Below are 13,265 nucleotides of genomic sequence, written 5' to 3' on the forward strand. Positions count from 1 at the left end.
TTCGGTTATGCCCGCGTTGACGTGGTCGGCAAGAGCCGTCTGCTCGACGGCATCGAAGACCATATCGACGCCGACGGCCTGTTCGGCCTCGACGTGTGGATGAGCCACGGTGACAAGGTCACCAAGATGCCGCAAGACTTCCACATCCTCGCCAGCACCCCGAGCTGCCCGATCGCCGGCATGTTCAACGACGATCGCGCGTACTACGGCGTGCAGTTCCACCCGGAAGTGACCCACACCAAGCAGGGCGGTCGGATCCTGTCGCGCTTCGTTCTCGACATCTGTGGCTGTGAAGCCCTGTGGACCCCGTCGAAGATCGCTGAAGACGCCATCGCCAACATCCGCGCACAAGTCGGCACCGACAACGTGCTGCTGGGTCTGTCCGGCGGCGTTGACTCCTCGGTGGTTGCCGCGCTGCTGCACAAAGCCATCGGCGATCAACTGACCTGCGTCTTCGTCGACAACGGTCTGCTGCGTCTGCACGAAGGCGAGCAAGTGATGGCCATGTTCGCCGAGAACATGGGCGTCAAAGTGATCCGCGCCAACGCCGAAGAGCAGTTCCTGAACAATCTGGCCGGCGAAGCCGACCCAGAGAAGAAGCGCAAGATCATCGGTCGCACCTTCATCGACGTATTCGATGCCCAGTCGAACAAACTGGACAACATCAAGTACCTCGCTCAGGGCACCATCTACCCGGACGTGATCGAGTCGGCTGGCGCGAAAAGCGGCAAGGCTCACGTGATCAAGTCGCACCACAACGTGGGCGGCCTGCCGGAAGAGATGAACCTGAAACTGGTCGAGCCACTGCGCGAACTGTTCAAGGACGAAGTCCGTCGTTTGGGTCTGGAACTGGGCCTGCCGTACGACATGGTCGACCGTCACCCGTTCCCGGGTCCGGGCCTGGGCGTGCGCATCCTCGGTGAAGTGAAGAAGGAATACGCCGACCTGCTGCGTCGCGCCGACCACATCTTCATCGAAGAACTGCGTAAAGCCGACTGGTACCACAAAGTCAGCCAGGCTTTCGTGGTGTTCCAGCCAGTGAAATCGGTTGGCGTGGTTGGTGATGGCCGTCGTTACGCCTGGGTTGTGGCCCTGCGTGCCGTGGAAACCATCGACTTCATGACTGCGCGTTGGGCTCACCTGCCTTACGAACTGCTGGAAACTGTTTCCGGCCGCATCATCAATGAAATCGAAGGCATCTCCCGCGTCACTTACGACGTGTCGAGCAAGCCGCCGGCGACGATTGAGTGGGAATGATCCCGCTGCACGTCGATGCCTGCATTGAGTGACTGAAAACCCCTGGCCCAGGCCAGGGGTTTTTCGTTTCAAGCGCCTTTGAAATCCTTTCAGGCGGGTAGGCGACTCTGAAGTTTCATGCCGACTTCTATCAGGCGCTGCGATAAAGCCGCGATATCCGGAAACAATATCCCACTGATTCGCGGCATGGACTGAAGCCAGATGTAAGCCTGGCCGTCCAGTGTCCGATTCACCGGTATTCGAACAATGTTGCCTGTGCTGTTACGGCGCACGAGCATGTAATCGTTTTGCGACTTTTCAAACAGGTAAGCGCCATTGCGATGCAGCAGGCGACCCAGCGTTTCCTCAGTCCATATCACCGCAGGCGCGTCGATTTGCAGGCGAAGGTCAGCGTAGAGGTAGTCGAACGAGTCGCGGGTCGATGCACCATTGTCAAAAGGGCCGCGAGCTACTTTGAGTCCCGGGTCGATGCTGACGCCTGGGTTTTCCAAGGCAGCGGCTTCTTCAATGCGTAAGCCGATGCCGCCTTTCAGTTCGCTGATTCCTGGCAGGCCTCTGAAATTATTGGTGTTCTGTGCATCGATCAGGGCAATCCATTTGCCCGGTCGATTGAGGAGTGCGTCGCCCCACATGATCCGGGACATCAGATGAGCGCGCATCATTTGCTCTTCAATCGACGTGAGCGGCACTCTGATTTTGCTACTCGCCGCGCACCCAAGGCCTTGGACGCGCACGCCATTGGCCTGGGCGGTCTTCACCAGTTCCAGGATGTTGTACACCTCGTTCGGATCGGTTCCGAGGCTGGTCAGGTAAATCCGCAGATCCTCGGACATCTGTCCTGTGGTGTAGAAACTGTTCAGATCAACCTGGGCAAAATCATTCAGCAACTCACCCACGTAGAGCGTCGTGGCGTGTCGTGCAAGCGCGGGCATGTTTTCGATCATGAAACGCATGCTGGTGATGCGATCAAGGGTTTCTCCCACTGCCAGGCCAACTGTTTTTTCAAAGAGGCGATCAATGAGTTCATCGGTCGACATCGAGTGACTGACTTCGGGCAGTGCCGGACGAGCAGGCAGGTTGGTCCAATCCAGCTCTGAGTAATACTCTTTGGCCTGGTTCAGGAGTTGTGTGCGTTTTTGGCTGAAATGCAGCGCAACCTGATCATTGAAAGATGGATGTCTGGCCGTGCTCGCCACATCAGCGGAATCATCAGGGAGGTTCATCGCCCACTTTCTCAGCCTGACCTTGTCCAGGCTTCCAGTATCGGCGAGGGTGGTAACCAGGCGCAGTGGGCGGGCAGTCGGTGGCACCGGTTCGACCAGTGGCAGATCCGGCGATGACGTTGATGTAGAGGTAAACGAGGTCCCTTGAGTCTTCGGCGTGCATCCCTTGCCAATGCACTGACCGCCCCCTCTGAGACGCAGCGCAGGCATGCGCTCCCACTTGCCGGCAGCATTGAAGCGAACCGGCAACGAATAAGCGAACTGGTTGGGGTGTTGAGGATCGATGATGGCCCAGTTGCCACTGCTCTCGGAGGCGTCGAAGTAGCGCACGTAGTACGCGCTGCCATCGATATCGATCGCATAGGGGTGGGCGTTATCGAGGCGGTAGATGCCTTGAAACTTTCCTGGCTCGGTTTCTGCGTAATAGCGATCAAGCAACTCGTTGCACTGATACCGGACAGGCACCTTCGGCGCAGACGGGCGTTGCGGCAGGGGCGCGGTGGGTGTGACCTCGACGGGAATTTCGTTTGCCATCTCGTCTGCCTCTTCGTCAGCGATCAGCAACGACGCCTGATCCCGCGGTGGCAGGAAGGGCTCGTTCGCCGAGGTGAACTCAATCAGCCCGGCCATTTCTTCAGCTTCGGCAAATTCGACTTGCGGGCCCACCTCCAGATACGCGCCGGTGCCGATCAAAAACGGGACGTTGAACACCACTTCGATGCCATTGAGCACCGCGCCAAGGGTGCCGGTCTTGCGCTCGGCAGCTGTCCTGCCGTTGACTGCAAGATCGATGTTCAGCCCCATATTGGCGATGCCGGCGCCAATCACCGGCAATGCCAGCGGCCAGCCGACGGTTGCCATTGGGCCGAATACTTTCAGACCCGCGCTCAAGTACCCTATCCAGAGTTTTTTGCGCAGATCACTGTTGGAGGTCAATGCCAGATTTGCCTCGGCCAACATGGCGCTACGAGTCGAATCGCTTAACCAGGTGAATGCGTCACCGCTGATCGCGACGTTGCTGTGGTTGATCATCCGGTGATCGCTGTGTCCCCAGCTGCTCACCAGGCGGGTCATCAGATCATTCAGTTTTTCGCTCATCTGATTGCGGTCAGTCAGCGAAAAGCGGTTCATGAAAACCTTGCGCTTATCCTCGGTGTTCATCTGTTCAAGCATCCACCAGTGCAGATCCGCTTCATCTTCCATCAACCGAAAGGGTTGAGCTTCGCCGGGCAGGTAGAGGGTTTGCCGGCCATTGTCCTCAACCAGACGCAGCACTTGGGTGGCGACATGACCATCGAGATCCAACACGCGCACATCACCACTCACCGGGTACGTGGCTTGTAGCATTTGAAGGGTGACGGGCCAGGTAATGGGCCCTGTCACGGAGTTGATTACGCGCTGAAAATCAGTGCCGTCAAGTTGACCTTTTTGCAGCGCCTGTACCGCCAGGCTGAGGAAGTTGCACTTGGCCAGCGTCCGGAAATCGTTCCACGAGGACTGCCAGAAAGTGGTCAGCTGATGGGTGTAAAGCGTGCTGAAATCGATGTTCCAGAATGCATTCAGAACATCGCTACCCAGCAGCCGCACTTCATTATTCTGATTGAAGTTTTCAGCTTGCGGCCCGTCCGAGTAAAAGCCGCAGTACAGGCCCAGCAGATCGGCATTGTCCTGATCGGTGGCGCGAAAGCGGTGGATCACCAGTTGTGTGAGGGTCAACGATTCATAAGGCTTTTCCAGCAGGTGTTCCCAACCGGTAAACGTCAGATTGCTGCTCTGCGCTGCCCTGAATCGATGGAAATAGACCCGGTCCGGATCGATGTCCGACAGTCCTTTGTCGATCAGCAGTTGAAGGGCGATCTCACGGGCCGCCTCCAACAGACTGGGACATGTGTGTACGAGTGTTGTTGCGATTGCCTTGAGGCTGGCCTTGTCTGCTGCGTTCGGCAACAGGCGGCGTTCGGGGGCGTTCATGCACTTCTCCATCCTTGGGGAAAAACGAAGATCGAGCATGATCGATCTGCTCAGGGGGGATGCATTACATATGTATTGCTTATCGCAAAACCGAGGAGGGGAATGATCCCGCTGCACTTCGATGTGCGTATTGCGTGACTGAAAACCCCTGGCACACGACAGGGGCTTTTCGTTCTGGCTCGGCCGTTAATCCGGGAGGCGGCTTTGTAAGGTCAGGCCCATTTCGATCAATCGATTAGACATGGCCTCGATGCTGGCGAACCGGACATCGTTCACTTGTGGCCATGACGGGCGGTGCAAAGAAACGCCTCCGTCCGCCAGTAGAACCACGCGCGTTCGCACGAGTATGCCCTGCTTGCTGCGGTGCACCACGGTGTAGGTGTCTGCGATTTTGTTGATGATGAACATGCCACGTCTGTGCAATAAGTTTTCTAACGCATCCTCCGTCCAGTTCATTGGTTCGGCTGGCATTCGCACGCGCAAATCAGCACGAAGAACATCATGATTGCCCTGTGCGGCAGCACCGTTTGGAAATGAACCTCGACGCACTTCGATACCCGGATCAACGTCGATATCCATGATCGTTCCCACTCCAACTTCCTCGATCCGCACACCGATGCCGCCCTTTATTTCGCTGATACCGGCAAGGCCTCTGAGCGTGTTGGTGTTTTGTGCACCGATCAGCACGATCCACTTTTTCGGGCTGTTGAGGTAGGTGTCGCCCGTCATGATGTCGCTCGCCAGGTAGGTGCCGATCATTTGCTCGTCATAGAGCGAGAGGGGCGTCTTCATTTTGTAGCTCGCGGCGCAATCGATGCCCTGGATTCGAACACCATTTTCCCTGGCCACCTTGACCAGCTCCAATGCATTGAAGCGCCCCGCCGGATCGGTGCCCAGGCTGGTCAGGTAGGTTTGCAGATCTGCCGACAGGGTCCCAGTCGTGAAGTAGCGGTTCAGCTCCACTTGAGCGAAGTCACTCAGTACCCCGCGCATGTAGAGGGTTTTTGCGTGTCTGGCCAGTGCCGGCATGTTCTCGATCATGAAGCGCATGCTGGCAATGCGATCCAGGGTCTCACCCACCACCAGTCCGGGGGCTGATTCAAAGAGGCGATCCAAGAGCTCGGAAATTTCCATCTGCGCCCTGATTTCTGGCAGTGGCGGACGGGAAGGAGGGGTGATCCACGGAAGGTTGCTGAAGAATTTTCTTGCGGCGGCATGCAGCAATTTGCGCTTGCTGACTGCATACAGCTCAAAGGGGTCGGACATGCCGAAAGCGCCGTCGGCATTTGGCTCCAGTTGGGCGTGGGTTTCGTTCAGGTTCAAGGCCCAGCCTTTGATCGAACGGCGCACCGTCGGCTCGATATCGTAGGCAGAGGTCACGATGCGCACTGGGCGTAATACCGTATAAGGTGATTCGACCTCCGATTGAATCGCCGCTTCGGGCGCTGGCGGTTCATAGGTATCGAGGGCGATATCGGGGGCGCACGGTTTTCCCACGCATTGACCGCCGCCTGATAGACGCAGCGCTTGCATCCGCTCCCAGGCACCTTCGGCATTCAGCCGCACCGGCAATGAATGAATAAACTGATTGGGACGCTCTGGATCGACGATAGCCCAAAAACCGCCGTCGCCTGGTTCGCCGAAATAACGCACGTAGTACGGATTGTCATTCATCAGGATGGCGAAAGGCGGGTCGGTATCAAGTCGAAAGATACCCTGAAACTGTCCGGGATCACTTTGCACGTCCAGCCCGTCGAGCAATTCGTTGCACATGTATTTGTCTGGAATGGGTGGTGGTGCGGCGCTGTCAGCCGGGGGCAACCGTGGGGGCTCAATAGCCGGGGTGATCACTTCGGGCTCACCGGCAACCCTTGCCGGCGCCTCATCAGCGAGCGAATCCCCTGGCTCCAATGCCGCGGCAGACTCGTTGAGCTCCGCCATCTCTGTCGCTTCGGCCGCGTCCACCGCACCACCAGCCTCCAGCATCGAGCCGGTACCTTTGAGAAAGGGCACGTTGAACAGCGCATCAATGCCGCTCAGCACGGCGCCAACCACGCCGGCCTTACGCTCCCCAGCGGTTTTGGCGTTGACTGCCTGGTCGATGTTCAGCCCCATGTTGGCGATGCTGGCGCCTATCACTGGCAGCGCGACTGGCCAGCCGACGGCGGCCATCGGGCCAAGCACTTTGAGGCCTGCGCTCAAGTAACCGATCCACAGTTTTTTGCGCAGATCAGCATTGGACGTCAGGCTGAGGCTGGCTTCGGCAAACATTGAGCGGCGGGTTGAGTCACACAACCAACTGAACGCGTCGCCAGTGATCTCGAGTTTGCTCTGATTGATCAGATGATGGTCGGAGCGGCCCCAGGTGCTCACCAGCCGATTCATCAAATCGGTGATGTTCTCCCTCACCTGCTGGCTTTCGGCAAGTGAATAGTGATTGAGCAAGGACTCGCGGCGGATCTCCTCGTTCATCTGCTCAAGCACCCACCAGTGCATATCCGCCAGCGTTTCGTTCACGACAAATGATTGCGCTTCACCCGGCAGATAGACGATTTGCCGACCCGTGGGGGAGATGAAGCACAGGAGGTTGGTGGAGGCATGCCCAGCGATATCGAGCGCGCGCACATCACCGGTTACAGAGTGACTCGATTGCAGCATGGACAGGGTCACCGGCCAGGTGACAGGCCCGATGACTGCGCCGACGATCCATAGGTAATCGCTGGCGGTCAGTTGCTTGAGTTCCAGTGCCTGCACCGCCCGGCTGAGGAAACTGCACTTGGCCAACGTACGAAAATTATCGGCGTGTGTGTTCCAGAAAGTCGTCAGCTTGTCGTTGTATCGCGTGCTGAAGTCGATGCCCCAGAAGGCGTTGAGCACCTCGTTGCCGTGCAGGTGACATTCATTGGTCTGGTCGAAATTTTCGGTCTCGGGGCCGTCCGTGTAGAAACCGGCGTAGAGGTCCAGCAGGTCGGCGTTGTCTTGGTCGGTGGCACGAAAGCGATGAATCACCAGTTGCGTGAGAGTCATCGATTCGTAGGGCTTTTCGCGGATGTGCTCCCAACCGGTAAACGCCTTGGTACTGCTTTGTGCCGATCTGAACCGATGGAAATAAACCCGGTCCGGATCGAACCTCGTCAGGCCCTTACGTTCCAGCAACTGGCGAGCGACTTGATGTGCCTCGTCGTGAAGGCTGGGGCACATTTGTACGACAGCCGCAGCGATGGTTTTGAGGGACGCTTTGTCTGCCGCATTCGGCAGAGGACGCTGTTCAGGCGAATTCATGCTTTCTCCATCCTTGAGAAATGAAGGCCGAGCATGGCCGATTCGCTCAAGTGGAGTGCACTACATGGATACCGCACATTACCTAGGTAAACGTGCTGCGGTCAGCGGCGAGCCACGTCGGAGAAGTAGAACTTGTCCAGGGTGTGCCGGGATTCGGTGTACTCGAACTGCCTTCCGTCCTGCAGGAATGTCTGGTTGCTGACCACGATCACATGGCTTTGGCCATCGAGATCCAAGTGCAATTGGTCATCCTTGCTGCGCGGCACCGCTTCGATGGTGCGTTGGGCGTAAGCGATCTGCAGCTGCAGGGTCTGTTCGATATAGGCGTAGATCGATTGCTCGGCGATATCGAGTGACAGGCCGGGAATGACTTCGCTGACAAAGTGGTTGATGTCGAGAATGACCCGTTTGCCGTCGATCCGCCGCACGCGTTTGACCCGGGTTATCAGGCAGCCGGGCTCGGCCTTGATGTGCTCAAGCAGGCTGCCTTCAAGTGCAAACTGGGTCAGTTCGACGACTTCAGTGCTGACGTCGTTGCCCAGCCGCGGATAGGTTTCCTGGAAACTGACGATGCCACCGAGTTGAAACTCGATCGGATTGGTCGACAGGACGAACGTGCCTTTGCCATGGACTTTCTGGGCGAAACCGCGCTCCTGAAGCAGTTCGATGGCCTTGCGTACGGTGCCGCGACTGGCCTGATAGCTGTCCATCAATTCGGTTTCCGACGGCAGGCGGGCGCCGCGCTCCAGGCGTTCGGTCGTAATGCTGGCCAGCAGATCGCTATAGATCTGGTTGTATTTACTCATGGAAGGGGCTCGATGCCGGCTGTGCTCAAAGCTTCGAACCTTAAGGGCAGGGTAGGGCTTTGTCCATGTAGGGATTGGAAATCGACTAAGGGCACGGTAGGAAATTTCTCCGCTGGTCCGGCAAAAACATACAAAAACAAACTCGTCTGTACGAGTTGTTGCATTAACTCGTACAGACGAGTACTTTTCGCTTCGGCGTGCTGCCAATAACAACAATCCACAGCGGAAGAACTAGCATGAGCCACGACTATCCGAACATCGCCAGGGAACTGCTGCAAAGCCTTGGCGGCAGCGACAACCTCGAGCAGGCCGCGCATTGCGTCACGCGGTTGCGACTGGCCCTGAAGAATCCCGGTCTGGTCGACAGCGCCACGCTCAACCAGATCGATCTGGTCAAAGGCTCGTTCTTCACGGGTGGCCTGTATCAAGTGGTGATCGGTCCGGGCGAAGTAGAAAAGGTCTACGCCGAATTGCGCCGCCAGACCGGTCTCGCCGCATCGACCATCGCCGACGTCAAACAGAAAAGCGCCGAGAAGATCAACGCCATGCAGCGTCTGGTGCGGGTGTTTTCCGATGTGTTCATGCCGATCCTTCCCGCGCTGATCATTGCCGGCCTGCTGATGGGTATCAACAACCTGATCGGCGCGAAGGGCATGTTCATCGACGGGCAGACCCTGCTGGATGCCTACCCGAAACTCGACGGGCTCTGGAGCCTGATCAACCTGATGGCCAACACCTCTTTCGTATTTCTGCCGGCGCTGGTGGGCTGGTCGGCAGCCAAGCGTTTTGGTGGCAGTGAAATCCTTGGCATCGTGCTCGGCCTGATGCTGGTTCACCCGGATCTTCTCAATGCCTGGAACTACGGCAAGGCCGTGGCCGGGCTGGACGGCCAGCAGATGCCGTACTTCGACATCCTCGGGCTGTTCCAGATCGAGAAGGTCGGTTACCAAGGGCAGATTCTGCCGATTCTGCTGGCGGCGTATGTCATGAGCGTCATTGAAAAATGGCTGCGGGCACGGGTGCCGAACGCGGTGCAACTGCTGGTGGTGCCGATCACCACCATCGTGGTTACTGGTGTGCTGGCGCTGGCGGTGATCGGCCCGGTAACCCGCCACATCGGCATCTACATCACCGAAGGTGTGGTCATGTTGTTTGATCTGGCGCCGATGGTCGGCGGGGCGATTTTCGGCCTGCTGTATGCGCCACTGGTCATCACCGGCATGCACCACATGTTCCTGGCGGTCGATCTGCAGTTGATCTCGACCCAGGGCGGCACCTTTATCTGGCCGATGATCGTCATGTCCAACCTCGCGCAGGGCAGTGCTGCGTTAGCGGTGTTCTATATGACGCGCAATGCGCGGGATAAAAGCATGGCTTCGACCTCGGCCATTTCCGCGTATTTCGGCATCACTGAGCCGGCCATGTTCGGCGTCAATCTGCGCTACAAGTTTCCGTTCTATGCCGCGCTGACCGGTTCGGCGCTGGGCTGCATCTTCCTGTCACTGAACAAGGTTCAGGCCTCGGCCATCGGTGTCGGTGGCCTGCCCGGTTTCATCTCGATCATCCCGCAGTTCATCCCGATGTTTGTGTTCGGGATGGTCATCGCCATGGTGGTGCCATTCGTTCTGACCTGTGCACTGAGCATGAAGATTGTCCGGCCTGGATATCGGGTTGCCTGACGCGTCCACTTATTGAAGGAGTCCTGCCATGCAAGACTGGCAACGTTCGGTGATCTACCAGATCTACCCGAAGAGTTTTCACAGCCACGCCGGCAACCCGACAGGGGATTTGCTCGGTGTTGTGGCCAAGCTCGATTATCTGCAATGGCTGGGTGTCGAGTACTTGTGGATCACGCCGTTCCTGCGCTCGCCGCAACGTGACAACGGTTACGACATCAGCGATTACTACGCGATCGACCCGAGTTACGGCAGCATGGCCGACTGTGAGTTGCTGATCGCCGAAGCCGGCAAGCGCGGGATCAAGTTGATGCTCGATATCGTGGTCAACCACACCTCGATCGAGCACGTCTGGTTCCAGCAGGCGCGCAGCAGCCTCGACAATCCCTACCGCGACTTCTATATCTGGCGCGATCAGCCGAACAACTGGGAATCCAAGTTCGGCGGCTCTGCCTGGGAGTACGAGGCCCAGACCGGCCAATACTTCCTGCACCTGTTCGATCACACCCAGGCCGACCTGAATTGGGACAATCCCAAGGTGCGCGCCGAAGTGTTCAAAATGATGCGTTTCTGGCGGGACAAGGGGGTGGGTGGTTTCCGTCTGGATGTCATCAATCTGATCTCCAAGCCTGCGGATTTTCCCGAAGACGACAGCGACGGTCGACGCTTTTACACCGACGGGCCGAACGTCCATGAATACTTGCAGCAGATGCACCGCGAAGTCTTCGAAGGGCACGACCTGATCAACGTCGGCGAGATGTCATCGACCCGCCTCGAACACTGCATTCGTTATTCGAATCCGCAATCGAAAGAGTTGTCGATGACGTTCAATTTCCATCATTTGAAAGTTGATTATCCGAACCTGCAAAAGTGGGTTCGTGCCGATTTCGATTTTCTGCAACTCAAGCAGATTCTGTCCGACTGGCAGACCGGTATGCAGGCTGGTGGTGGCTGGAATGCGCTGTTCTGGTGTAACCACGATCAGCCGCGGGTGGTCTCACGCTTCGGTGACGACGGCGAGTATCGGGAGATCTCGGCAAAGATGCTCGGCACCGCGCTGCACTTCCTGCAGGGCACGCCGTTCGTGTATCAGGGCGAAGAGCTGGGGATGACCAACCCAGGGTTTGAGCATATCGATCAGTACCGTGATGTCGAAACGCTTAACATCTTCCGGCTCAAGCGCGACGCCGGTAGCAGCGACGCCGACAACATGGCGGCGATCATGCAGAAGTCCCGGGACAACGGGCGTACGCCGATGCACTGGAACGCTGAACCAAATGGCGGTTTCAGTCGTGGCGAGCCGTGGATCGGAGTGCCGGCCAATGTTGCGCAGATCAACGTTGCCAACCAGCTCGACGACCCGCAATCGGTGCTGCATCACTACCGCCGTTTGATCGCGTTACGGCGCACGGAAACGTTGATTTCCGACGGTGTCTATCGACAGTTGTTGCCCGAGCACAAGCAAGTCTGGGCTTACCTTCGCGAAGGAAGGGGCGAGCGCCTGCTGGTGGTGAACAACTTCTATGGCACGCCGTGTGAGATCGAATTGCCGCCCGTGATCGACGAGACGCAGAGCCAGCGGTTGCTGATCAGCAACTACCCGGACTGCCCGCGGCGCAAGCGACAGTTGACGTTGCGACCTTACGAATCGTTCGTCCTGCACCTGATCGATCACTGATACCTAACTAAAAAGCCGACGTTTAAAAAACACGCAGAGCCCTGCGCGGGGGAGTTTTGCGCGCCGAATTCATGCAAACACACAATAAAAATAATGGGGTGGCTTATGAAAACAACAATAAATCGCAGCCTTGCAGTTGCAGGTATTTGCCTTGCGTTACCACAGACTTCACAAGCGCTGGAGTTCGGTGGTTACTTGCGCAGCGGTGTCGGCAACTCGACCAAGGGCGGTGGCCAATCGTGTTTCCAGTTACCGGGGGCGCAGACCAAATACCGTTTGGGCAACGAATGCGAACAGTACGGCGAGCTTGAGCTGCGCCAGGATTTGTACACCCTCGACGACGGCTCGGTGCTCAGCGTCGATGGCATGGCCTCGCTGTACAACCGCTACAACCGCAGCCCCACGTTCAACGAGGATAACGGCTCGATTCGCCTGCCACAGGCCTATGCACAATGGTCGAACATGCCCGCGCTCAATGGCGGTTCGCTGTGGGCCGGGCGCCGCTACTACAAGCGTAATGACATCCACATTTCCGATTTCTACTACTGGAACCAGAGCGCCACGGGCGGCGGTGTCGAGGACGTGCTGATCGGCGACCTGAAATACAGCTACGCCTTTTCGCGCAAGGACAACCTGTACCAGAAGGATTACATCAACCGTCACGACTTCAACGTGGCCGGTTTCAATACCAACCCGGGCGGTGAGCTTGAGTTCGGCTTGAGCTACATCGACAAACCCGACAGCCGCGATGCCCACCGTGGCTGGGCGATCACCACCCAGCATGTGCAGAAGGATTTTCTCGGCGGCAAGAACAAACTGGCCCTGCAATACGGTGAGGGGCCGGGTACCGGACTCGGCTATACCGGCAACGTCAAACTGGACGACAGCAACAAAAGTTATCGGGTCGTGGAGTTTTTTGACTGGCAGGTGACGCCGCGCTTTGGCGGACAATTCGAGGCGGTGTATCAGAAGGACATTCGCCCGGACGGTGCTGATCAGAACTGGATGTCACTGGGCGTTCGCCCGGCCTATGCGCTCACCGAACAATTCAAACTGGTGACCGAGCTGGGTCATGATCAAGTCGAAGCCCCTGGCGGTACGCGCAAACTGAGCAAGTTTACGATTGCCCCGACGTGGTCTCCCAAAGGCCCTGAATTCTGGGCGCGCCCCGAGGTGCGTCTGTATTACACCTATGCCACCTGGAACGAGGCGGCCAAACGGGCGGCCAACGAACTGGCCAAAGGCTCGGCGCTATCGGACACCGGCGCCTTTGGCACCGCACGCCACGGGGCGAACGTCGGATTGCAGGTCGAATACTGGTGGAAATAAGCGATGCTGGTGGGGCGTTGCGCTCCATGGGCACTTCAAAGAA

7 protein-coding genes are annotated in these 13,265 nt (G+C 57.6%); 4 read left to right on the forward strand and 3 right to left on the reverse strand.

What is annotated here, in order from left to right:
* Positions 1–1,257 (forward strand): glutamine-hydrolyzing GMP synthase (guaA, locus tag ACIOVB_RS07660; protein ID WP_401266352.1); only part of this gene is annotated, 1,257 nt, incomplete at its 5' end.
* 89 nt (positions 1,258–1,346) lie between these two features.
* Here the strand turns inward: guaA and ACIOVB_RS07665 are convergent.
* The 3 genes from ACIOVB_RS07665 to treR all read right to left on the reverse strand — a co-directional run bounded on the left by ACIOVB_RS07665 (position 1,347) and on the right by treR (position 8,539).
* The gene (locus ACIOVB_RS07665) at positions 1,347–4,451 is read right to left on the reverse strand and encodes a membrane-targeted effector domain-containing toxin (RefSeq protein ID WP_401266355.1); all 3,105 of its coding nucleotides are present in this window, start codon (positions 4,449–4,451) and stop codon (positions 1,347–1,349) included.
* 186 nt (positions 4,452–4,637) lie between these two features.
* Positions 4,638–7,733, reverse strand: coding sequence for a membrane-targeted effector domain-containing toxin (locus ACIOVB_RS07670; protein WP_401266358.1), 3,096 nt, complete (start codon positions 7,731–7,733; stop codon positions 4,638–4,640).
* A gap of 101 nt (positions 7,734–7,834) precedes the next feature.
* The gene (treR, locus tag ACIOVB_RS07675; protein WP_401266360.1) at positions 7,835–8,539 is read right to left on the reverse strand and encodes a trehalose operon repressor; all 705 of its coding nucleotides are present in this window, start codon (positions 8,537–8,539) and stop codon (positions 7,835–7,837) included.
* Between the two features lie 236 nt (positions 8,540–8,775).
* On the opposite strand from treR, the gene treP reads away from it, so the two are divergent.
* From treP to ACIOVB_RS07690, 3 genes are all read left to right on the forward strand, one after another.
* A complete protein-coding gene (gene treP / locus ACIOVB_RS07680; RefSeq protein WP_401266363.1) occupies positions 8,776–10,218 on the forward strand; it encodes a PTS system trehalose-specific EIIBC component in 1,443 nt (480 codons plus the stop codon).
* Positions 10,219–10,246: 28 nt separating this feature from the next.
* Positions 10,247–11,893: an alpha,alpha-phosphotrehalase gene (treC, locus tag ACIOVB_RS07685; protein WP_401266366.1), complete on the forward strand. Its 1,647-nt coding sequence runs from the start codon at positions 10,247–10,249 to the stop codon at positions 11,891–11,893.
* A gap of 105 nt (positions 11,894–11,998) precedes the next feature.
* Positions 11,999–13,222 carry a maltoporin gene (locus ACIOVB_RS07690; protein WP_401266369.1) on the forward strand — a complete coding sequence of 408 codons (1,224 nt, stop codon included), beginning with the start codon at positions 11,999–12,001 and terminating at the stop codon, positions 13,220–13,222.
* Positions 13,223–13,265: the final 43 nt, after the last annotated feature.

Origin of the sequence: Pseudomonas sp. NPDC087639 (assembly GCF_044743385.1) — a bacterium.
Classification (GTDB): domain Bacteria; phylum Pseudomonadota; class Gammaproteobacteria; order Pseudomonadales; family Pseudomonadaceae; genus Aquipseudomonas.